Genomic DNA, 22,382 nt, shown 5'->3' on the forward strand with positions numbered 1-22,382 from the left:
AATATTAAATGACATCGATAAAACGTTGAGCCTTACGAATAGACATGATTGCTTCATTCATAACAGTTTGAACGATGACGCGTGCCGGTTCAATCTTGTTGAGTCGATTTAAGCCTTGTCCGACTTGAACGGCACCGTTTACAACATCACCGTCGATAGCAGCCAATTTATTTGTGCCTTGAGACATTTTTGTGCGTTCTTCCGGTGTGGTTACGCCATCGGTTTCCGCCGCAAGATAGCGCGTGGTAAAATTATTTTTCAAGCTGCGAACACCGCCGTGGCCTGAGAGAAGTCCCGTTACAACCGAGTCCGTATCGGTTGCTTTGATGATGGCTTCTTTCATATTTGGATGGGCATGACATTCTTCAGCTAACAAGAAACGAGATCCCATCTGAACGCCTTCCGCGCCCATTAATAAAGCGGCTGCAAGGCCTCGCCCATCAACGATAGCACCTGCGACTACAACGGGAATAGAGATTTCCGGCAGAATATTTTCCATTAAAGACATAGTTGTTTGTGTGCCGATATGTCCACCTGCCTCCATGCCCTCCACGATAAGTGCATCTGCACCGGCATCGGCGATACGTTTAGCCAGCTTTAAGGACGGTACGACGGGAATGACTTTAATTCCCGCATCTTGAAACGGTTTGATATACGGTACGGGATTACCTGCACCGAGTGTAACAAATGCAGGCTTTTCTGCGATGATTATATCTACGAGCTCATCCTTGTTAGGGGCCATCAGCATGAGGTTTACACCAAAGGGTTTGTCCGTTAATTTTTTGCAGGTCCGAATTTCATTACGTGTCCAGTCCGCATCCCGACCGCCTAGAGCGATGACGCCGGTAGCTCCGGCGTTAGCGACAGCGGCCACGAGTTCGTGTTCCGATACCCAAGCCATGGCACCCTGAATGATAGGGTATTCTATTTGTAAAAGTTGTGTTAATTTTGTTCTCATACATCCTCCTAGAATAATTAGTTTATGGTTTCTGCCTATAAAACAGCGATATTTATAAGTACATACTTATATAACTCATATGATAAGTATCGACATAAAATCATATCTTATTTATATAACATATAATAGTATAATAGTGAAATTCTGTATATAGACTTTTCTCGTTTGGTATAATACGAATGCTAATTGATAATATATTTCAGTAAAGGCGCGCAGAATAAAACCGCATATTATCTATGCTTTTTAAATATTGTGAAAACTAAAAAAATAAGAAAATGAGTATTGAAAAGTTTCGATATCTTTGATATACTACATTCAGATGAAGTATCTGAACTATTGAAAGATAAAATGTTAATCATAATTTTCAAGTGAAGGAGGAAATACACATGGAAAAATATGTATGCGTAGTATGCGGTTGGGTTTATGATGAAGCTGTAGAAGGTGTAAAATTCGAAGATCAACCGGCTGATTATGTTTGCCCGATCTGTGGTGTTGGTAAAGACCAATTCGAAAAAATGTAATTGATTTACCGAAAAGGCTATCTTAAGCGGACTTGAGATAGCCTTTTTTATTTGACAAAGCACAATGTCGTGTTTATAATATTATAAGTCGAGGTAAGATTATGAAACTGCAAGTAGAGCAAGCAAAAGAACATATAGGAAAGAAATTTCCTTATAGCCATACGATGCCAGCCTCTATACTTGGCGACGTAACTGCTTTTCCTTGGAGCCGTCATGATATAACCATTAGTGGTGAGTTTTGGTATGATGGTCAAAACTACATTGTCCACGGTTCGATCACATCTAAAGGTGATTATGAGTGTTCTAGGTGTTTAAACATAACGGAACATAATCGTAATGATTTTTTCGAAGAAGTCTTTAGTAATGGTCGGAGTACAGAGGATGATGTGATTCCTTTCGATGGAGAGGAAATTGACTTGACCGAACTGATTAGGGATACATTAATCATCAATGAACCCTCTCAAGTGTTATGTCAGGATGATTGCAAAGGATTGTGCGTTCATTGCGGAGCAAATTTAAATGTTTCACCTTGTTCTTGTGAATCCTTTGTGGTGGATCCTCGATTTGCAGAGTTACGTGCTTTGCTTGATGAGAAAGATGATAGATTGTCCTAATGATTGTATTAAGGAGGTGCAGATAATGGCAGTACCTAAGCGTAGATTGTCTAAATGCCGTCGCGATCGTCGCCGTGCTAATTGGAAATTGGAAGCTCCAGGTTATGTAGCATGTCCACAATGTCACGAACCTAAGATGCCTCATCGTGTTTGCCCTACATGTGGTCACTATAAAGGTGAACAAGTAGTAACTAATGCTTAATATGTAAGCTGAGAGAAGAACGTCTGTTTAGCAGACGTTCTTTTTTTGCGTTTTATAGTCGTCTTTTATATTTCCGATAAAATAAATACAACAAAAATATAAAATTATTACCATATTTGGTAGATGTGTTTAAAATTCTTACCATATATATGAAAAGTCTTGCCAATGAGGGAATTATTGTATATACTTAGTATGTAATATTAATACTAGGTCATAAAAGGTGGTACCATGAGTCGGTTGAAGAAACAAGAGCGCCAAAAGCAGTTGCAAGAAAAACTGAATATCACGCCATTTCTAACTGATGAAGATTTGGCCGCTCACTTTGGCGTGAGTGTGCCGACTATTCGTTTGGATCGACTAGAATTGGGGATTCCTGAATTACGTGAGCGTATTCGCGTGATGGCTACAGGCGGTTATGCGCCGGAAACAGCGGAACATTTGCCGTACGAAGTAGTGGGAGAACTGATTGATGTTACCGCAGGGCAACAGGCCTTATCCATGTTGCGCACAACTGTGGATATGGAGGATCAGTTCGGTTATATAGAGCCTCAGTATTTATATGCGCAAGCAAATTCCCTGGCAAAAGTCGTCATGGGGACGACCGTTTGTTCGGCGGAAGTTGGAAATATAAAGTATAAAAGCCCTGTAAGAGCCGGTACCAATCTGGTGGCAAAAGCAGAAATTGTTCGTCGCCGTGGAAATAAGTTCTTTATTTGGGTCATCATAAGAGATAAAATAAAAGAAGTATTTCGAGCAAAATTTATCATGGAATCCATAGAGAATAGGGTGTAAATTATGAAAATCGCAGTAGACGTCATGGGAGGCGATTTTGCTCCTTTGGAAACCGTTCTAGGCTCCATTGAAGCCGTACGAGAAAATAATCACATCGAAGTGGTTCTCGTAGGTGATGAGCAGCAAATTTTTGATATATTAGAAGCTAATAATGAAGCGAATAATTCGCGTATTTCCGTACATCATGCCAGTCAAGTTATCGGCATGGATGAACATCCGGGACAGGCGTTACGTAAAAAGAAAGATGCATCCGTTGTCGTTGCAACTTCATTAGTGAGAGATAAAGCCTGTGATGCCGTCATCGCTCCCGGAAGCACCGGTGCTGCTGTGGCAGCGGCTCTTTTCGGTTTAGGTCGAATCAAGGGCATTGATAGACCGGTTATTGCAACACCGATGCCCACGGTGAACGGTATCACGGTAATGCTGGACTCCGGTGCTAACTCCAATAGCAAGCCTAAACATCTTGTACAGGGGGCTTTGATGGGGTCGGAATATGCAAAGCTGTTATTAGGTAAAGATAACCCTACAGTAGGATTATTAAATATCGGCGAAGAGGCCACAAAGGGAAACGAAGTCGTTTTGGCTACATATCCTATTTTAGAGAAAATGAAAACCATCAACTTTAAAGGGAATGTAGAAGGTCGCGATATACCGAAAGGAACCGTAGATGTTGTCGTATGTGACGGTTTTGTAGGCAATGTGATTTTAAAGTTTGCTGAAGGTCTGGTTACGGGGTTAACACAACTTATAAAAGAAAGCATTATGGCGAGCGGCATTTTTGCAAAGCTCGGTGCTATGCTTGTAAAACCGGCTTTGAAGCATATCGCGAAGAAGATAGATCACACAGAAAACGGCGGCGCTCCACTTTTAGGGGTCAATGGTGTGTTTATGATTGCCCATGGCAGCTCCAAGGCTAAGGAAATCAAGACGGCTATTACCATTGCCGGAGATTTGGTGGATCGTAAGATTATTGAACACATTCAACAAACGATAGAAATTGAAGGAGCTTTAAAATATGAGTATGATGAGTAAACCTGTCGGTATTATTGGTACAGGCAGCTTCCTTCCTGACAATGTGGTAACCAACTTTGACCTTGAAAAAATGGTCGATACTAATGACCAGTGGATCAGAGAACGTACAGGTATTGAAGAACGCCGCATTGCACCGGAAGGCATGAACACATCTTATATGGCGGCTGAGGCGGCAAAAAAAGCCATGCAGATGGCTAAAGTTAATGCAGAAGACCTCGATATGATTATCTTCGCCACCTTGACACCGGATATGATTATTCCTTCTGCTGCTTGTGTGCTACAAGCAAATTTAGGAGCAAAAAATGCAGCGGCTTATGATTTGCAGGCGGCTTGCTCCGGTTTTGTCTATGGGTTGATTACGGCAGCAAGTTATATTAATTCTGGAATTTATAAAAAGGTACTCGTCGTGGGTGCTGAAATTTTATCACGTCGAGTTAACTGGAATGATCGCGGTACATGTATTCTCTTCGGTGATGGTGCAGGAGCGGCCGTTGTTTCTGAAGTTCCTGAAGGATATGGTATCAAAGGCATCGATATGGGGGCCGATGGTACCGGTGGTTCATCTCTTTGCATACCTGCCGGCGGTACAGCCGTTATCGCTAATGACCAGCGTGTGGAGGAGGGATTGACTTTCATCCATATGGATGGACCTGAAGTTTATAAGTTTGCCGTTAAAACAATGGGGCGCACTGTTTTAAAATCTTTAGAACGTGCTCATATGGATTTAGAGGATTTGGATTTCTTTATTCCTCATCAGGCGAATATTCGGATTATTGATTCGGCTGCAAAACGTTTACATATGCCGAAAGAAAAAGTATTTGTTAATTTACATAAGTATGGTAACACATCTGCCGCGTCCGTAGCGATTGCTCTTGATGAAGCCTGGCGTGAAGGACGCTTCAAACGCGGTGATAATGTTGCGTTTGCAGGATTTGGAGCTGGCCTTACATGGGCGAGTCTGGTCTTGAAATGGTATTAAGGAGGAAACATCGAGATGATTAAGACTGATATTTGTGATTTGTTGCAGATTGAGTATCCGATCTTTCAAGGTGGTATGGCTTGGCTCGGTACTGCAGAACTTGCGGCAGCTGTTTCTGAGGCCGGCGGCCTCGGCATCATCGGTGCAGGTCATATGCCTCCTGATGTGTTCCGCAATGAAATTCATAAATTAAAAGAACGGACAAGTAAACCTTTTGGCTGTAACATCATGTTAATGTCTCCGTTTGTAAAAGAAGTAATGGAAGTTGTTCTGGAAGAACGCGTTCCTGTCATTACAACCGGTGCAGGTAATCCAGGGGTTTATATTCCGGCATTGAAAGAAATCGGTACGAAGGTTATTCCTGTAGTAGCGTCCGTGTTGCTTGCTAAACGTTTGTTGCGCGGCGGTATTGATGCGATTATCGCGGAAGGTACTGAATCCGGTGGTCACGTAGGTGATATTACGACGATGGCGCTGATTCCTCAAGTTGTAGATGCCGTTGATGTACCGGTTATCGCAGCCGGCGGTATTGCAGATGGTCGAGGCATGGCCGCTGCATTTGCATTGGGCGCTAAAGCGGTGCAAATGGGTACTCGTTTTGTATTATCCGAAGAATGTATTGCTCACGAGAATTATAAGAATGCCGTGTTGAAAGCAAAAGATCGCGCTACGGTTATGACCGGTCTTACGACAGGTCATCCGGTACGTATTATCGATAATGCATTGGCGCATAAGTATAAAGCGCTTGAATTTAGCGGTGCTTCTAAGGAAGAATTGGAAAGTTTGGGTGCAGGTACACTTCGTAAAGCTGCTATCGACGGTGATGTAAAAGAAGGTTCCGTAATGATCGGTCAAATCTCCGGTATGTTGACGGATGTTAAACCATGTGCAACGATTATTCAGGATATTATGACTGAAGCTGAAACAGTAATTAAAACCCTTCAAGGTCTTAGTAAATAAGGAGGCCCCTATGAAAACGGCATTTGTTTTTCCCGGTCAAGGTTCACAAAAAGTAGGTATGTTACAAGATTTGTATAATGAATATCCTATTGTGAAACAACGTTTTGAAGAAGCTGACGAAGCACTTGGGTATTCTATTACTAAATTATGTTTCGAAGGCCCTGATACAGAGCTTGTAAAGACGGCAAATACACAACCGGCTATTTTGACAGCATCTGTAGCATGCTATGAAATCTTAAAAGATAAAGGGTTTACGCCTGACATTGTAGGCGGTCATAGCCTAGGTGAATACAGTGCTCTTGTGGCTGCCGGCGTATTAAAATTTAAAGATGCCGTATATGTAGTTCACAAACGCGGCGAATATATGCAGGAAGCTGTACCTTTGGGGAAAGGTGCCATGGCGGCTATTTTGGCATTGCCTCGTGAAGAGGTTGTGGCTATCTGTAATGAAGTCGATGCATCTGTTGGTTCCGTACAGGCAGTAAACTTCAATTGTCCAGGACAAATTGTTATTGCCGGGGAAACAGCGGCGGTGGAAGCGGCGGCGGAAAAAATGAAGGAAGCCGGTGCAAAACGCGCAGTTATGCTTCCTGTTAGTGCTCCATTTCACAGCCGCTTGATGGAACCTGCGGCAATCCGCTTAAAAGAGGAATTGGATAAGATTCAGGTGAGTGATGCGCAAATTCCTGTAGTTGCGAATGTTACCGGTAAGATTTTGACTAATGCTGATGATATTAAAGAATCTTTAGTTACTCAAGCCGCTAATCCTGTGTTATGGGAAGACTGCGTAGCGGAAATGATTAATTTCGGTGTAACTCGCTTCGTAGAAGTAGGTCCTGGTAAAGTGCTTACCGGCTTTACTAAAAAAATCAACAAAGACATGGAATTGGCTAATGTGGAAGACATTGCATCCTTAGATAAAACGCTTGAATTTTTGAAAGGGGTTCGATAAAATGCACTTAGAGGATAAAGTAGCCATTGTAACAGGCGCATCCCGTGGTATCGGCCGCGCTGTAGCGATTCAATTAGCACAATCCGGTGCAGATGTCGTAGTTAATTACAGCGGTAGTGAAGGTGCAGCTCAAGAAACCGTTGAAGCTGTACAAGCACTTGGGCGTAAAGCCATTAAAATTAAGGCCAATGTGGCCAATCCTGAAGAGGTTGCTTCCATGGTGGAAGAAGCTCATAAAGAATTCGGACACATTGATATCCTCGTTAATAATGCCGGAATTACACGTGACGGCTTATTAATGCGTATGAAAGATGATGATTTTGATGCTGTTATTGATATTAACCTTAAAGGTGTGTATCTAGTAACGAAAGCAGTTGCAAAAATTATGATGAAGCAACGTTCAGGACGTATTATCAATATGACATCCGTTGTTGGTGTTATCGGCAATGCTGGTCAAACCAATTATGCCGCATCTAAAGCGGGTGTTATCGGATTTACCAAGTCTTGTGCTAAGGAATTGGCGAGTCGCGGTATTACGGTTAATGCTATTGCACCGGGCTTTATCAATACTGATATGACCGATGTATTACCGGAAAAAGTTAAAGAAGCTATGGTTGCTGAAATTCCGTTAGGCCGTATGGCTGAAGCTGAAGAAGTGGCATCGGTAGCAACATTCCTTGCGAGTGATTTTGCTAATTATATTACGGGACAAGTCATCAATGTTGATGGCGGCATGGTAATGTAGTTGTAAAATTTGACTATATATAAACCTACATTGAAAGGAGGTGAACCACTAATGAGTACTTTCGATAAAGTTAAAGCAATCGTTGTGGAACAATTAGGCGTTGATGAAGCTGAAGTTACCATTGATTCTACATTCATCGACGATTTAGGCGCAGACTCCTTGGATATCGTTGAATTGATCATGGCATTCGAAGAAGAATTCAATGTTGAAATCCCTGACGACGTTGCAGAAAAAATCAAAACCGTTAAGGATACAGTAGAATATATTGATTCTGCTAAATAAGCTGTAAAGCTGACAATTCAGCCGAGAGGGGGGCCGAGTGGCCTCCCCACCGGTTTTATTTACAGGAGGATTTGATAGTGAAGCTCCCTGAACTTCGCATTGGGAATCTAGTGGCCAAAGTACCTATTATTCAAGGTGGTATGGCGATTAGATTGTCTACAGCTCGCTTGGCAGCAGCCGTTGCAAATGAAGGCGGTATAGGTCTTATTGCGGCATCCGGTTTGCCTTTTGATGAATTAAGATATGAAATACAATTAGCTAGAAAATTATCACCTACGGGTATTATTGGTATAAATGCGATGGTAGCGGCCACACAATTTGCCGGCCTTGTTAAGACTGCCATCGAAGAGGGCATAGATCTTGTAGTAGCAGGTGCTGGTTTTTCAAGAGATATGTTCGCTATGGGTAAAGAATCCGGTACGCCTATCGTACCGATCGTTTCATCCGCAAAGTTAGCACGCATTTCCGAAGGATTGGGCGCCGCTGCCGTTATCGTTGAAGGTAGCGAGGCGGGTGGCCATCTGGGTACAAATCGTTCAGCCCGGGATATCGTTCCTGAGGTTGTAGCTGCCGTAAAAAAAATACCGGTGATTGCTGCCGGTGGTGTTTTAGATGGTCGCGACATTGTGGATATGTTAAAGCTCGGTGCCAGTGGTGTTCAAATGGGCAGTCGTTTTGCTGCTTCTGATGAATGTAACGCATCCGATGAATTGAAAAAAATGTATGTGCGGGCCACAAAGCCTGAGGATATTGTATTAATTCAAAGTCCTGTAGGTTTACCCGGACAAGCCATTAAAAATAAGTTTGCCGAATCCGTATTGGATGGCACAGTAGCACCACCGACGGTGTGTGATAACTGTTTGAAACATTGCTCACATAAATTCTGCATTATTCGTGCACTTTCACGAGCACAACAGGGCGATGTGGAAACAGGATTGGTATTCTCTGGCAATAATATGAGAAAAGTCGACAAGATTATGCCAGTTAAAGATATCTTTGCTCAATTGAAACAGCAAGTAGCGGAGATTGATTAATTTAAAAGGGCTGTATGTCTATAAGAGGTGGAATAATTGGAAAAACGTGTAGTAATTACTGGCTTAGGAGCAGTGACTCCTGTAGGTATCGGTAAAGAAAACTTTTACAATGCGTTATTAGCAGGTCAATCTGGTATTGGGCCGATTACACGCTTTGATGCATCTGACTATGCAACACGCATTGCGGGTGAAGTAAAAGACTTTGACATTACAAACTATGGAGTAGATAAGAAAGAAGCTCGTCGTATGGACCGTTCCGTAGAATTGGCTATCGGTGCAGCAGTTCTTGCTTGTGAAGACTCCAAACTCGACTTGGATAAAGAGGATTTGGATCGTTGCGGTACTGTTGTCGGTACCGGTATCGGCGGTATCGACTCTATCCATGAAGTATATGAAACGCTATTCGATAAAGGTCCTGGTCGTGTGAGTCCATTTGCGGTGCCTATGATGATTGCTAATATGACATCTGCACGCGTATCTATCCGCTTAGGCCTTAAAGGCCCTGTTATTACAGATGTAACAGCTTGTACTTCCGGTACTAATGCAATCGGTGATGCTTTCCGTATCATTCAACGTGGTGATGCTGATATCATGTTTGCAGGCGGTACAGAAGCCGCTGTATCTCCAGCTGCTGTGGCCGGTTTCGCAGCTATGAAAGCTATGTCCACACGTAATGATGAACCTACAAAAGCATCTCGTCCATTCGATAAAGACCGTGACGGCTTCGTTATGGGCGAAGGTTCAGGGATTGTTGTCCTTGAAGAATTAGAACATGCAAAAGCTCGTGGTGCTCATATCTATGCTGAAGTTGTAGGTTACGGTACAAACGGTGATGCATATCATATTACAGCACCGGCTCCCGGTGGTGTGCAGGCTCGTAAATGTATGGAATTGGCTATTAAAGATGCAGGTATTGACCCGAATGAGGTTAACTACATCAATGCGCATGGTACATCCACAGGTCTTAATGACAAAAATGAAACATTAGCTATTAAGGAATTATTCGGCGATCATGCGAAAAATATTGCTGTCAATTCTACAAAATCCATGACAGGTCATTTGTTGGGCGCTGCCGGAGCTATTGAAACTATCGTTGTTGCAATGGCTATTGAAACCGGTAAGGTTCACCCTACAATTAACTGTGATAATCCTGATGAAGGGTTGGATTTGGATTACGTTCGTGAAGGTGCGCGTGATTTACAAGTTAAATGTGCTCTTTCCAACTCTTTCGGCTTCGGTGGTCATAACGGCACAATTTGTGTGCGCCGTTATGAAGCTTAATGGGGGCTGTTGAAGCGCATAAGAGTAAGATGACACAAGCTCGTGAAGAATCTCTTCAGGGGCTTGTTAGTCGTTTAGACATACCTGTTTCAGATATATCCATTATAGATTGTGCATTTACACATACCTCTTATGCGAACGAACATAAATCAAAGCATATTCATCACAATCAACGCTTGGAATTTCTCGGTGATGCCGTATTGGATCTTATCATCGGTGAATATTTGTTCAGAACCTATCCGGATATGGCGGAAGGTAGTTTGACAAAAATCAAGGCGGCTACGGTTTGTGAAGACTCTTTGGCTTCCGTGAGTCGCACATTGGATTTAGGTAAATATTTACTGCTCGGACATGGGGAATATGCCTCCGGCGGCAATGATCGAAATTCTATTTTAGCGGATACATTTGAGTCTCTTATCGGAGCCATTTATATTTCTACAGATTACCAAACGGCTATGACCTTTGTGTTGAAGCATTTGACCGCTTATATAGATCAAGCCTTGGAAGGTAAGCGGGGCAAAGATTATAAGACATTATTACAAGAGTATGTACAGCGAGACGGAGATAAACATATCGTATATCGTCTACTCAGTGAAAGTGGTCCCGATCATGCTAAAACCTTTCATATGGAGGTTCAGATCAATGGTGTTACTTATGAGTCCGGCTCAGGTAAAAGTAAAAAAATTGCAGAACAGCATGCCGCTCAATTGACCTTGGAACGGTTGATGAATAAATAAAAGCGCCGTATGGCGCTTTTTCTGTATTATAATAGAGATACTTGGATTACTATAAAAATAGATATTTTGATTATTATATTAGATTTCATAAACGGAAAGGGGGTGCCTATGAAACCGTATGGTATGATTCCTTTTTTTATACCTCATGTGGGATGTCCTTATATATGTACATTTTGTAATCAGTCACGTATTACGGGACAATCGGGAATCAGTCATCTTACAGCGGAGTATATCAGAAGAACAATAGAGGACTATGTAGGCGAAAAACGCCATGACAAGTTCTGGGAGGTCGCGTTTTACGGCGGCTCCTTTACAGCTATTCCTGAAAAATTGCAGACACAGTTGCTGAATCCGGCCTATGAGGCATTACGAGAGGGATTGATCGATGGGATACGCTGCTCTACAAGGCCCGATGCGGTAGGGGACGAATCCATTGCTTTATTGCAGTCTTATGGTGTACGGACCGTAGAGATCGGCGTCCAGTCCATGAATGAGAAGATTTTAATAGATGCTAAGCGTGGACATACGGCAGAAGACGTAATCAGTGCAGTACAACGTCTGAAACGATACGATATGACTGTCGGTGTACAGATATTGCCGGGGCTCAAAGGAGAAACGTGGGGGACTTTATTGGAAACCGCCGTCAAGGTAGTGCAGTTACAACCGGATTTTGTACGGATTTATCCGGTACTGGTCATTGATAATACGGAACTGGCAGATCAATATCGTGCAGGTGACTATACGCCGCTCAGCACGGAACAGGCCATAAGGTACTGTGCGTTTCTCAAGGAATGGTTTGAGCGTCATCATATCGATGTCATTCGTACCGGACTACAGAGTACAGATGAACTCGATTCCGGTGAAAGCTTAGTGGCGGGACCGTATGAGCCCGCTATGGGTGAACTGGTGATGAATGAACAATTCAAGCAACGTATAGAGCACTGTATTGATGAACATATGCTACCGATTCTGACAGTTCGAATTACATACCCTCGTCGATTGACATCTAAGGTACGAGGCCTTAACAATCGAAACGTTGAATACTTTCAGAATCAGTATCCGCAGTATGCATTTGAATGGTGCGAAGATAGCACGAGAAATACAGTGCGTTGCTGTATTGATGGCCTACAATATATGTTATAATTAAAGATGTGATTATTCGGGATTGTTAGTAGAAAGGAGGCAGTCATGCAATTACTTCGGTTGGAATTAAAGGGCTTTAAATCGTTTGCGGATAAAACGATTGTAAAATTCTCACCAGGAATGACTGCCGTTATTGGTCCTAACGGAAGTGGTAAAAGTAATATTACGGATGCTATGAAATGGGTATTGGGAGAATCCAATGTCCGTAATTTGCGCGGTCAGAAAGCGGAGGATATCATTTTCTCCGGTACGGAAAAGCGTAAACCTATGAGCTCCGCCGAGGTTACGCTTGTCTTTGATAACAGTGATCATCAGCTCGATCTCGATATGGCCGAGGTGGCGATTACACGCCGTATTTATCGTACCGGTGAAAGCGAGTTTCTCATCAATAAACGATCTTGTCGTTTAAAGGATATCCATCTTTTATTAGCTGATACGGGCCTCGGAAAGGATTCGATGGCCATCATCGGTCAGAACCGTATCGATGCAATTCTGAACAGTAAGCCGGAAGAACGTCGTATTATCTTTGAAGATGTGGCCGGGATTTCCCGCTTTAAAATCAATAAGGAAGATGCACTTCGCCGTATTGCAAGCACAGATCGTAATATGGAACGTGTGCGCGATGTGATGGCGACAATTGAGGAACAGATGGAGCCGTTGGCGGAAAAGGCTGAAAAGACCAAAACGTATATGGCTCTCAGCCGTACAAAACGGGATTATGATGGTGCCTTGGGCTTTCATAATTATAAAACTTCGGACCGTCTGCTCACGAGATTTGAAAATGACAATATATCCTTTAAGGACGAGGAGATAGAACTGCAAACGGAGCTGGCTAAATTAGAGGCACGCCGTCATACGTTACAGTCGTCATCCTTAAAGGAGCAGGAGCAGTTAAAACTGTGGGAAGCTCAATACACGGAAAAGCAACGTGATGAAGAGCGCTTGTCCGGACAGTTGCGCCTTCTGGAGGAACAATTAAAGACGGCGCATCGCGAGTTGGACGAAACGACCATGCGTATCAACGAATTGGAAGCGACGCAAAAGGGCGAGGAGCAACAATTACGTATTTTAGATCAACTTTTACAGGATGAAGGAGCTCAACTGTCTGAAAAGGAAGAACAGTTAGAGAAATTGGAAGCCGCCTATAATTCTGCCGTTGAAGCTGTATCTACTGAGCAGGAGAGATTTCAATCCTTGCAGTCTGATCGTGATACCTTTGAGAAGCGTCAGTTAGAAGTGGTCAGCGCGATTGAAACTGCCAAGGCCGGATTGCGCAGCCTGGAAGCTCGTAAGGCGGAGTGTGTTGCTCAATGCAGCGTGCTGGAAGCTGAAATCGGTCAGGTAGAAAAAGAACTTCATACCGCTCGTGCCGAGTATGAACAATTAGGTCAGGATTTTAAAACCTTATCGGCTCAACGTGAAGCGCTCATAGAGCGTGCAAAAAATGTATCTGTACAGATACGAGAAGGTCAAAAAGAATTACAGAAGTTGCGCACGCAGGAGCAGCGGACGAAAGGTCGATTGGAACTGTTGGCTCAATGGGAAGAGCAGCATGAAGGTTATTTGGAGGGGACCAAGAATATTCTGAACGGAAAAGGTTCATGGCGAAGTCAAATAACAGGCGCCGTCGGCGATCTTTTTACCGTAGAGGATAAGTTTACGACGGCTATCGAGACGGCTTTAGGCGGTAGCGTGAACCATGTGGTTACGACTACTGCACGGGCTGCATCGGATGGGGTTAATTATTTAAAATCCATACAAGGCGGTCGTGTAACCTTTTTGCCCATGGATTCCGTAAAAGGAAAGCCTTATGATACACCGGCTCTCACTGAATCCTGTGTATTGGGAACGGCTGTAGACTGTATTTCCTTTGATAATCAATATACTCATATCTTTCAATATCTACTGGGGAGAACCTTGGTGGTTAGATCCATGGATGATGCCATTGGGTTGCAGAAAAAATACCACCACCAGTTGCGTATCGTTACGTTGACCGGTGAACAGTTTCAACCGGGCGGCTCTTTAACAGGCGGGGTCACAAAGCGGAAACGCGCCTCCGTTATGAGCCGTAAGGAAGAAGCAGCTACTTTAGAACGTGAATTGGAGCATATCGGAGAACGGATCCGGAGCCTGACATCGAATTTGGAGCATCTTGAATCCTCTGTAGAAGAGGCTGAAAGGGAACGAATCGGTCTCGATGAACGGTACCAACATACGAATTTACTCTATGTGGCGGGCGAAACAAAGGTTCAGAATATACAGAATCAAGCAGATCGTAAGCGACGCGTCCTTAATTCTGAACAGGAGCGGTTAGTGCAAATCGATATCGATTCGGCTACGACGCAAGCAAATTTGAAACAACAGGAACAGACCTTGGCAAGTCTGCAGGCATCTCACGGTGTAGATGGCAATCAAGGTGCCTTAATGGATCGATTAACGGATTTGCAGAAGGTGCAGCAGGACGCCTATGAAGCTTTCACGGAAGTACGACTTACATGTGATACATTGAGACAGAACATTAAGGAGCGACAAAGCCAGCGCGAACAACGGACTCAGTCTGTTGAAAGTATCGCTGCCCGATTGGTACCGTTAAAGGAATTACTGGCGAGCACGATTATTCGCTGTGAAGAGGAGCTCCCGAAGTCTCAAGAGTTGATACAGTCGGAATTGCAGAATGTTACCGAAGAGGTAGAGCGTTTGCGTATATTGCGCGATGAAGCATATGATAAAACCTCTACAAGTCGAGAGGAATTGGAATCCATCTTAAGTGAACAGGATCGATTGAATCAACGGTACAAAGTTGTTCAGTCCCGTCTCGTCGATATGGAAGGTAAAATTACTCGTCATCGCATGGATTGCGAGCGATATGTAGAGGAACTGCAAGAGTTGGGCTTTACCTTGGAAGATGCTCAAGGTATCCGATTGGAAGGTTCCGTGGCGGACTGGAAGGATGAACAGGCCCGTTTAATGGCGGAAATCGTCGAATTGGGTTCTGTGAATCCGAATGCGGTTGAAGAGTATGAAGAAACAAAGACTCGGTACGACTTTTTAACGAATCAGCTGTCGGATCTGGAGACGGCGAAGGATCAGCTGCAAGCTGTTATCGCTGAAATGGATAAAGCCATGAGCACACAGCTGTATGATGTACTGGATGTGGTCGGAAAGGGATTTCAGGATGTATTCAGTCAATTATTCGGCGGCGGGACGGCTCAAATCGTATTAACCGACCCGGAAAATATTTTGACGGGCGGCATTGATTTTTATATACAACCGCCTGGGAAGAAGCGTCAGCAATTGACGTTGTTATCGGGTGGTGAACGGGCTCTTACCGTTATCGCATTATTGTTCTCATTCCTCAACTATCGTCCGGCACCGTTCTGTGTACTTGACGAAGTTGATGCCGCCTTGGATGAAGCGAATGTAGATCGATTCAGTTCGTATCTGAATCGTATAAATAAGGAAACGCAGTTTATCGTCGTAACTCATCGTAAGAAAACCATGGAAGCCGCCGAAGTATTACAGGGCGTGACTATGGTGGAACGCGGGGTATCGCGACTATTGACGGTTTCATTTGAAGATGTGAAGGAGGATCTGGCATAATGGCATTTGGATTCTTTGATAAAATTAAGGACGGCTTGGAGAAAACTCGTAAGTCCTTTGTCAAAAATGTTGAAAGTATTATCATCGGTTATGCTCAAATCGATGATGACTTTCTCGATGATTTAGAAGCGGTTATGCTTACGGGTGACCTCGGTCCGAAAACGACGGAATATCTGATGAAAGAAATCCGTCGCGGCGTAACGGAAGGTATCATCAACAATACAGGTGATGTTATGCCTTTTATGGAGGACCGCATCACGGAAATGCTCGTCGATCAGGAGGACGAAATTACATTACATCATCCTGAGGTCATCCTCGTCGTGGGTGTTAACGGCGTCGGAAAGACGACGACCATCGCAAAACTGGCAAATTATTATACGAAGGAAGGGAAAAAGGTCATCATCGCGGCGGGGGATACGTTCAGAGCCGCTGCGGCAGATCAACTGTCCATTTGGGCGGATCGCGTAGGTGTACCAATTGTCAAGCATAAGGAAGGAGCCGATCCAGCAGCTGTTGTATATGATGCAATGGAAGCGGCAAAGGCCCGTAATGCGGACCTTGTCATTGTCGATACGGCGGGACGTTTGCACACAAAGGTCAACCTTATGGAAGAGCTTAAAAAGATGGGACGCGTAGCTAATAATCATGTGGAAGGGGCTCCGCATCAGACGTTGCTCGTCCTTGACGGTACGACAGGTCAAAATGCTGTCAGTCAGGCAAAATTATTTGGACAAGCTGTTCCCGTGAACGGTATCGTCGTAACAAAACTTGACGGTACAGCCAAAGGCGGTGTCGTTATTTCCATTAAAGAAGAATTGGGTGTACCGGTTCGTTGGATTGGCGTTGGTGAAGGCATGGATGATTTACGTCCGTTTAATGCGAAGGAATTCGCTAACGCATTATTTAATAAAGGAATGATTCAGGGTGACAAATAAATTTAACCGGGAATTCTTACTTGAATATGTAGAATCGGAAAATAAGTCAAATGAATATAATGTAAGCTTGGATAATATGAATAAGATTGTCGATTTAATTGAATATTTCGGCATAGAGTTATATCGTCCTATTACGCGTTTATTGTTATCGAATTGGAATGAAATTACGGAGCGCATCAATAACTATACTCCTGAAGAATGGAAGATGGCGGAGTCAATTCAGACATCGACACCTTCATTAGATCGATTCTCCATTGCCATGCTCATCGAAGTATTGGAGGGGGAAGATACATTGAGCCAAAGTGAGAATGCGGGGCGGCGCTTAAGTGACGAAGAATTACGCGCTATCCGTAATCATCAGGATGAACAGTAATGAAACACAATACATATAACTATGAAGGGGGCCAGCCGTTTAAGGTAGAGGCGCCCTTTATACCTACGGGGGATCAGCCGGGTGCTATTGCATCTCTTACGGAAGGAATTGAACGTGGTGAATGGGCGCAGGTGTTATTAGGTGCAACGGGTACCGGCAAAACGTTTACTATGGCCAAAGTCATTGAAGCCGTGCAGAAACCGACGCTTATCATCGCGCATAATAAGACATTGGCGGCTCAATTAGCCAGCGAATTCAAAAGCTTTTTTCCTAATAACGCGGTTGAATATTTCGTATCTTATTATGATTTTTATCAGCCGGAAGCATATATTCCGTCCAGCGATACCTATATTGAAAAGGATGCTTCCATCAATGATGAAATCGATAAATTACGACATAGTGCTACGATGAGTTTATTTGAGCGTCGCGATGTCATTATCGTCGCTTCGGTCAGCTGTATTTACGGCTTGGGGGACCCTGAGGATTATTCGGACCTCGTATTATCGTTGCGATTAGGTCAGACGAAGAGTCGCGATGAAATCTTATCAAAATTGGTTGATATTCAATATACGCGCAATGATATGAATTTTGTACGTGGTACATTCCGCGTACAGGGGGATACGATTGATATTTTTCCTGCCGCATATAGTGAAAGAGCTGTGCGAGTTGAGCTGTTCGGCGATGAAATCGACCGCCTCGTGGAAGTGGATGCATTGACCGGCGAAGTCATTGCGGAACGCAAGCATGTTGCCGTCTATCCGGCATCTCATTATGTAACGACGAAAGAAAAAATGAATATTGCCGTAGAGCGCATCGAAGCCGAGCTGGACGAACAGTTGTCGAAATTAAAAGCGGCTGATCGCCTTTTGGAAGCGCAGCGATTGGAACAGAGGACGCGATACGACATTGAAATGATGCAGGAAATGGGATATTGCTCAGGTATCGAAAATTATTCCCGTCATATGTCGAATCGCAAGGCCGGGGAAGCACCGTATACATTGATTGATTACTTCCCTGATGATTTTCTTATCATGGTGGATGAGTCACATGTAACGATACCGCAGGTGCGGGCTATGTATAATGGAGACCGGGCCCGTAAGGAATCCCTTATCGAATATGGATTCCGTTTGCCTTCCGCATTAGATAACAGACCTCTTAAGTTTGATGAGTTTGTAGAGAGAATCAATCAAATTGTTTACGTATCGGCTACACCGGGTCCATATGAGATGGATGTGCAAACAAATGTGGCGGAGCAAATCATTCGACCTACAGGACTTTTAGATCCGTCGATTGAAATCCGTCCTATCAAGGGGCAAATGGATGACTTGCTTGGGGAAATCAATACAAGAGCCGCAAAAAATGAACGCGTTCTCGTTACGACATTGACGAAGAAGATGGCGGAAGATTTGACGGAATTCTTGAAGGAAATGGGCGTTCGCGTACGTTATCTTCATTCGGATATCGTTACCATTGAGCGTACCGAGATTATTCGGGACTTGCGGGCCGGCGTATTCGATGTGCTGGTAGGAATTAACTTGTTAAGAGAAGGTCTCGATATGCCTGAGGTATCCTTAGTGGCTATCCTCGATGCGGATAAGGAAGGTTTTCTGCGTTCCGATACGGCCATGATTCAGACAATCGGTCGTGCGGCTCGTAATGTAAATGGCCATGTTATCATGTATGCTGACCGGATTACGGGCTCCATGCAGCGCGCCATCGATGAAACAGATCGCCGTCGTGCCGTACAGGAGGCTTATAACGAAGAATATCATATTACACCGAAATCGGTAGCTAAAGAGGTTAAGGAATTAATTGAATTAACTAAGATTGAAGACGATATGGTGACGGATGGACAGGGACTTTCACAGGCAAAACGCAAAGGCAAGACCAAATCCGATGTGATGAATCACGGTCATGAGTCATATGTACAAGATACGCAATCCACCAAGGTGGCGGATATTACACCGGAAGAACTGTATAATAAGATTGAGGATGTGGACCGACAAATGAAGGCGGCCGCTAAGCAGCTGGAATTTGAAAAAGCAGCAGAGTTACGCGATCAGTTGGGAGTTTTACGTCAACAATGGTCGGATATGCACAGCGCCGGTAACAGTAAATTGAAGAAACCGAAACGAACTGTGAAAAAACAAGCGCCGAAAAGTAAAAAATAATATAGATTATATAGCTCATATGTGCGATACTATAGTAGTATGGATATATGGTATATACGTATGCCGATGATACCTACGGGTATCATCGTTGCTATATAGAAAGGAAAGTATGAAAGACCAGTTAATAGTTAAAGGTGCACGTCAGCATAATCTTAAGAATATAAATATCGCTTTGCCCAGAGACCAGTTTATCGTCTTGACAGGCCTCAGCGGATCCGGTAAGTCATCACTTGCGTTTGATACGATTTATGCCGAAGGACAGCGAAGATATGTGGAATCTTTGTCGGCATATGCACGTCAGTTTTTAGGGCAGATGGATAAGCCCGATGTAGATTATATTGAAGGATTGTCACCGGCTATCTCTATCGACCAGAAAACGACAAGCCGTAATCCGCGTTCTACGGTGGGCACCGTGACGGAAATTTATGATTATTTGCGGCTTCTTTTTGCCCGTGTCGGTCATGCTCATTGTCCTGAGTGCGGCAAACCGATTACGCAACAGACGATTCAACAGATGACGGATGACGTCATGTCGTTTCCGGAAGGCACAAAGATTTTGGTATTGGCGCCTATGATACAAGGAAAAAAAGGGGAGCATAAATCAGTTTTCGAACAACTGCGTAAGGAAGGCTTCGTACGGGCTCGTGTAGATGGGGTTGTACGCACCTTAGATGAAGAGATCAGTTTGGAGAAAAATAAGAAACATTCCATTGATATCGTCGTGGATCGTCTCATTGTGAAAGCCGGCATAGAATCCCGCTTAGCGGACTCCATGGAAACGGCAGGCAAATGGGCGGAAGGCATCGTCGTAATTCAGGAAATCGACGGTCCTGACCATATGTACAGTCAACATTTCGCCTGTCCTGATTGTCATATTTCATTACCGAAGATTGAACCTCGTATGTTTTCATTTAACAGTCCTTTTGGTGCATGCCCCGCATGTCTCGGTATCGGTTCGACCATGGAGGTCGACGAGGAACGGGTTATCCCTGACGGATCTATATCCTTTGCGGACGGATGCGTACAAGCTTTGAGTTCGAATCCTAATGCGTGGTTTATGCGTCAATTGGAGGGCCTTCTCATAGCGAACGGGTATTCATTGAACTCTACATATGATGAATTGCCGAAGGCATTGCAAAAGAAGGTCATGTACGGTACTACGGAGAAGGTATCTTTCACTTATGAGAATATGCGCGGTGAAGTGAAAGAGTTTTTTACCGAATATGAAGGCATTTTGCCTATGGTGAAGCGTCGTCACAGTGAAGCATCGACGGACTCCATGCGTGAGGAATTTGAAAAGTTCATGTCCATCAAGCCATGTACCACCTGTCATGGAGCGCGTTTAAAACCGGAGGTTCTCGCCATTACCGTCGGACATAAGAATATCAATGAAGTGACGCAGCTAACAATCAAAGAGGCTTTGGATTTCTTTGCGAATCTCAAAATGACGGAGCGGGAACAAGTTATCGGGGCTCAAGTTCTGAAGGAGATCAACGCCCGTTTAGGGTTCCTCAATAATGTGGGACTTGATTATTTAACGATGAATCGCAGTGCCGGCACATTATCCGGCGGAGAGGCGCAGCGTATTCGGTTAGCCACTCAAATCGGTTCCGGTTTAGTGGGGGTCCTCTATATTCTTGACGAACCGTCTATCGGTCTGCATCAACGGGATAATGACAGACTCATCGATACCTTAAAAGGTCTTCGTGACTTAGGCAATACATTGCTTGTTGTAGAGCATGACGAAGACACGATGCGCGCCGCCGATTATCTTGTCGATATCGGACCCGGTGCCGGTGAACATGGTGGCGAAGTTGTTGCGGCAGGTACCGTAGATGAAGTGATGAAGGTAAAGGATTCCATTACCGGCCAGTATTTGAGCGGTCGTAAATTCATCGCTCTTCCTGAAAAACGTCGCAAAGCCGGCAAAAACTATATTGAAATTCGAGGGGCTAAGGAGAATAACTTACAGAATATTAATGTAAAATTTCCAATCGGTCTCTTTACCGTTGTTACCGGTGTCAGCGGATCAGGCAAATCCACATTGATTAATGAGATTTTATACAAAGGGTTAGCTAATAACTTATATCGTTCCTATCATAAAGTGGGAGCTCATAAGGAAATTCGAGGCTTAGAACATATCGATAAGATCATCAACATCGATCAGAGTCCGATCGGTCGTACGCCGCGTTCAAATCCCGCTACCTATACAGGTGTGTTCGACGCGATTCGCGAATTGTACAGTCAAACGCCGGAGGCAAAGATGCGCGGTTATAAACAGGGCCGTTTCAGTTTTAATGTGAAAGGCGGTCGCTGTGAAGCTTGTCGCGGTGACGGTATTATTAAAATTGAAATGCACTTCCTGCCGGATGTGTATGTTCCTTGTGAAGTGTGTAAGGGAGACCGTTATAATAGAGAAACTCTGGAGGTTAAATACAAGGGTAAATCCATAGCAGACGTGTTGGCCATGACCGTCGATGAAGCGGTGGAATTTTTCAGCGCCATTCCGAAAATTCATCGTAAGATGGTCACTCTACAAGAGGTGGGGCTAGGCTATATTCGCTTGGGGCAAGCCGCTACGACATTGTCCGGCGGGGAAGCTCAACGTGTTAAGCTTGCAACGGAACTGGCTCGTCGCAGTACAGGTAAAACTCTGTATATTTTAGATGAGCCTACAACGGGACTCCATGCTGAGGATATTCGCAAGTTGTTACATGTTTTACAGCAACTCGTAGATGCAGGCGATACGGTTATCGTCATTGAGCATAATTTGGACGTTATCAAGATGGCGGATCATATTATCGACTTAGGCCCTGAAGGGGGGAATCGAGGCGGTATGATTGTGGCTACCGGTACACCTGAGCAGATTGCGAAGGTGAAAGAGAGCTATACGGGAAAATTCCTTGGACCTGTATTAGATCAGACCAATGCATTTATGAAAGCGGCCGGTAAGAGTAAAAAGTAAATGTTAAGATTTTAAATACTGGTATGGTTAAATAAGCATGGTTAAATAAGATTATATAGGAAACATGTTAGCTGATATAGACGGTGGTTACAAAATATTTCTACAT

The 22,382-nt window shown here is 43.9% G+C and carries 20 protein-coding genes; 19 read left to right on the forward strand and 1 reads right to left on the reverse strand.

The window, feature by feature from the left end:
• Nucleotides 1-4 precede the first annotated feature (4 nt).
• A complete protein-coding gene (locus HMPREF1521_RS00585; RefSeq protein WP_038114562.1) occupies nucleotides 5-958 on the reverse strand; it encodes a nitronate monooxygenase in 954 nt (317 codons plus the stop codon).
• A 386-nt stretch (nucleotides 959-1,344) separates the two neighbouring features.
• Here HMPREF1521_RS00585 and HMPREF1521_RS00590 point away from each other — a divergent pair, with 386 nt between their 5' ends.
• The 19 genes from HMPREF1521_RS00590 (at nucleotide 1,345) to uvrA (ending at nucleotide 22,276) form a co-directional block, all read left to right on the forward strand.
• Nucleotides 1,345-1,479: a rubredoxin gene (locus HMPREF1521_RS00590; protein ID WP_004693422.1), complete on the forward strand. Its 135-nt coding sequence runs from the start codon at nucleotides 1,345-1,347 to the stop codon at nucleotides 1,477-1,479.
• Between the two features lie 101 nt (nucleotides 1,480-1,580).
• The gene (locus tag HMPREF1521_RS00595; RefSeq protein ID WP_038114564.1) at nucleotides 1,581-2,093 is read left to right on the forward strand and encodes a DUF177 domain-containing protein; all 513 of its coding nucleotides are present in this window, start codon (nucleotides 1,581-1,583) and stop codon (nucleotides 2,091-2,093) included.
• Nucleotides 2,094-2,118: 25 nt separating this feature from the next.
• Nucleotides 2,119-2,295: a 50S ribosomal protein L32 gene (gene rpmF / locus HMPREF1521_RS00600; RefSeq protein WP_038114566.1), complete on the forward strand. Its 177-nt coding sequence runs from the start codon at nucleotides 2,119-2,121 to the stop codon at nucleotides 2,293-2,295.
• Between the two features lie 228 nt (nucleotides 2,296-2,523).
• Complete coding sequence (fapR, locus tag HMPREF1521_RS00605) at nucleotides 2,524-3,087, forward strand: transcription factor FapR (RefSeq protein ID WP_038114568.1); 564 nt, start codon at nucleotides 2,524-2,526, stop codon at nucleotides 3,085-3,087.
• Between the two features lie 3 nt (nucleotides 3,088-3,090).
• Nucleotides 3,091-4,119, forward strand: coding sequence for a phosphate acyltransferase PlsX (plsX, locus tag HMPREF1521_RS00610; RefSeq protein WP_038114571.1), 1,029 nt, complete (start codon nucleotides 3,091-3,093; stop codon nucleotides 4,117-4,119).
• Nucleotides 4,103-5,098 carry a beta-ketoacyl-ACP synthase III gene (locus HMPREF1521_RS00615; protein WP_038114574.1) on the forward strand — a complete coding sequence of 332 codons (996 nt, stop codon included), beginning with the start codon at nucleotides 4,103-4,105 and terminating at the stop codon, nucleotides 5,096-5,098. Before plsX ends, HMPREF1521_RS00615 begins: the two co-directional genes overlap by 17 nt.
• Before the next feature lie 15 nt (nucleotides 5,099-5,113).
• Complete coding sequence (fabK, locus tag HMPREF1521_RS00620; RefSeq protein ID WP_038114575.1) at nucleotides 5,114-6,058, forward strand: enoyl-[acyl-carrier-protein] reductase FabK; 945 nt, start codon at nucleotides 5,114-5,116, stop codon at nucleotides 6,056-6,058.
• Nucleotides 6,059-6,068: 10 nt separating this feature from the next.
• A complete protein-coding gene (gene fabD, locus HMPREF1521_RS00625; RefSeq protein ID WP_038114581.1) occupies nucleotides 6,069-7,010 on the forward strand; it encodes an ACP S-malonyltransferase in 942 nt (313 codons plus the stop codon).
• Nucleotide 7,011: 1 nt separating this feature from the next.
• Nucleotides 7,012-7,755 carry a 3-oxoacyl-[acyl-carrier-protein] reductase gene (gene fabG / locus HMPREF1521_RS00630; protein ID WP_038114584.1) on the forward strand — a complete coding sequence of 248 codons (744 nt, stop codon included), beginning with the start codon at nucleotides 7,012-7,014 and terminating at the stop codon, nucleotides 7,753-7,755.
• A gap of 51 nt (nucleotides 7,756-7,806) precedes the next feature.
• Nucleotides 7,807-8,037 carry an acyl carrier protein gene (locus tag HMPREF1521_RS00635; RefSeq protein WP_005376767.1) on the forward strand — a complete coding sequence of 77 codons (231 nt, stop codon included), beginning with the start codon at nucleotides 7,807-7,809 and terminating at the stop codon, nucleotides 8,035-8,037.
• 77 nt (nucleotides 8,038-8,114) lie between these two features.
• Nucleotides 8,115-9,071, forward strand: a complete 957-nt coding sequence (locus tag HMPREF1521_RS00640) for a nitronate monooxygenase family protein (protein WP_038114589.1) — start codon at nucleotides 8,115-8,117, stop codon at nucleotides 9,069-9,071.
• Nucleotides 9,072-9,107: 36 nt separating this feature from the next.
• A complete protein-coding gene (gene fabF / locus HMPREF1521_RS00645; protein ID WP_038114592.1) occupies nucleotides 9,108-10,352 on the forward strand; it encodes a beta-ketoacyl-ACP synthase II in 1,245 nt (414 codons plus the stop codon).
• Nucleotides 10,352-11,089, forward strand: coding sequence for a ribonuclease III (rnc, locus tag HMPREF1521_RS00650; RefSeq protein WP_084214609.1), 738 nt, complete (start codon nucleotides 10,352-10,354; stop codon nucleotides 11,087-11,089). Before fabF ends, rnc begins: the two co-directional genes overlap by 1 nt.
• A 108-nt stretch (nucleotides 11,090-11,197) precedes the next feature.
• Nucleotides 11,198-12,232, forward strand: a complete 1,035-nt coding sequence (locus HMPREF1521_RS00655; RefSeq protein ID WP_038114594.1) for an elongator complex protein 3 — start codon at nucleotides 11,198-11,200, stop codon at nucleotides 12,230-12,232.
• A gap of 45 nt (nucleotides 12,233-12,277) precedes the next feature.
• On the forward strand, nucleotides 12,278-15,832 hold the full coding sequence (gene smc, locus HMPREF1521_RS00660; protein ID WP_038114596.1) for a chromosome segregation protein SMC: 3,555 nt from the start codon (nucleotides 12,278-12,280) through the stop codon (nucleotides 15,830-15,832).
• Entirely contained in the window at nucleotides 15,832-16,767 is a 936-nt protein-coding gene (gene ftsY, locus HMPREF1521_RS00665; RefSeq protein ID WP_038114599.1) for a signal recognition particle-docking protein FtsY, read from the forward strand. The genes smc and ftsY overlap by 1 nt, the downstream gene beginning before the upstream one ends.
• 76 nt (nucleotides 16,768-16,843) lie before the next feature.
• Nucleotides 16,844-17,140 (forward strand): hypothetical protein, encoded by a 297-nt coding sequence (locus HMPREF1521_RS00670; RefSeq protein ID WP_232203156.1) that lies wholly within the window; start codon nucleotides 16,844-16,846, stop codon nucleotides 17,138-17,140.
• Nucleotides 17,140-19,311, forward strand: a complete 2,172-nt coding sequence (gene uvrB / locus HMPREF1521_RS00675; protein WP_038114603.1) for an excinuclease ABC subunit UvrB — start codon at nucleotides 17,140-17,142, stop codon at nucleotides 19,309-19,311. The genes HMPREF1521_RS00670 and uvrB overlap by 1 nt, the downstream gene beginning before the upstream one ends.
• A 109-nt stretch (nucleotides 19,312-19,420) precedes the next feature.
• The gene (uvrA, locus tag HMPREF1521_RS00680) at nucleotides 19,421-22,276 is read left to right on the forward strand and encodes an excinuclease ABC subunit UvrA (protein WP_038114606.1); all 2,856 of its coding nucleotides are present in this window, start codon (nucleotides 19,421-19,423) and stop codon (nucleotides 22,274-22,276) included.
• The last annotated feature ends 106 nt before the right edge of the window (nucleotides 22,277-22,382 follow it).

The sequence above is a fragment of the Veillonella sp. AS16 genome, from assembly GCF_000517785.1.
Lineage (GTDB): Bacteria > Bacillota > Negativicutes > Veillonellales > Veillonellaceae > Veillonella > Veillonella denticariosi.

Coding starts and splice junctions, on each gene's coding strand:
- HMPREF1521_RS00615 (WP_038114574.1), top strand. CDS start 4,103: ATGAGTATGATGAGTAAACCTGTCGGTATTATTGGTACAGGCAGCTTC.
- fabD (WP_038114581.1), top strand. CDS start 6,069: ATGAAAACGGCATTTGTTTTTCCCGGTCAAGGTTCACAAAAAGTAGGT.
- fabG (WP_038114584.1), top strand. CDS start 7,012: ATGCACTTAGAGGATAAAGTAGCCATTGTAACAGGCGCATCCCGTGGT.
- HMPREF1521_RS00590 (WP_004693422.1), top strand. CDS start 1,345: ATGGAAAAATATGTATGCGTAGTATGCGGTTGGGTTTATGATGAAGCT.
- HMPREF1521_RS00585 (WP_038114562.1), bottom strand. CDS start 958: ATGAGAACAAAATTAACACAACTTTTACAAATAGAATACCCTATCATT.
- HMPREF1521_RS00635 (WP_005376767.1), top strand. CDS start 7,807: ATGAGTACTTTCGATAAAGTTAAAGCAATCGTTGTGGAACAATTAGGC.
- HMPREF1521_RS00595 (WP_038114564.1), top strand. CDS start 1,581: ATGAAACTGCAAGTAGAGCAAGCAAAAGAACATATAGGAAAGAAATTT.
- ftsY (WP_038114599.1), top strand. CDS start 15,832: ATGGCATTTGGATTCTTTGATAAAATTAAGGACGGCTTGGAGAAAACT.
- rpmF (WP_038114566.1), top strand. CDS start 2,119: ATGGCAGTACCTAAGCGTAGATTGTCTAAATGCCGTCGCGATCGTCGC.
- fapR (WP_038114568.1), top strand. CDS start 2,524: ATGAGTCGGTTGAAGAAACAAGAGCGCCAAAAGCAGTTGCAAGAAAAA.
- smc (WP_038114596.1), top strand. CDS start 12,278: ATGCAATTACTTCGGTTGGAATTAAAGGGCTTTAAATCGTTTGCGGAT.
- HMPREF1521_RS00670 (WP_232203156.1), top strand. CDS start 16,844: ATGAATAAGATTGTCGATTTAATTGAATATTTCGGCATAGAGTTATAT.
- uvrB (WP_038114603.1), top strand. CDS start 17,140: ATGAAACACAATACATATAACTATGAAGGGGGCCAGCCGTTTAAGGTA.
- uvrA (WP_038114606.1), top strand. CDS start 19,421: ATGAAAGACCAGTTAATAGTTAAAGGTGCACGTCAGCATAATCTTAAG.
- plsX (WP_038114571.1), top strand. CDS start 3,091: ATGAAAATCGCAGTAGACGTCATGGGAGGCGATTTTGCTCCTTTGGAA.
- rnc (WP_084214609.1), top strand. CDS start 10,352: ATGGGGGCTGTTGAAGCGCATAAGAGTAAGATGACACAAGCTCGTGAA.
- HMPREF1521_RS00655 (WP_038114594.1), top strand. CDS start 11,198: ATGAAACCGTATGGTATGATTCCTTTTTTTATACCTCATGTGGGATGT.
- fabK (WP_038114575.1), top strand. CDS start 5,114: ATGATTAAGACTGATATTTGTGATTTGTTGCAGATTGAGTATCCGATC.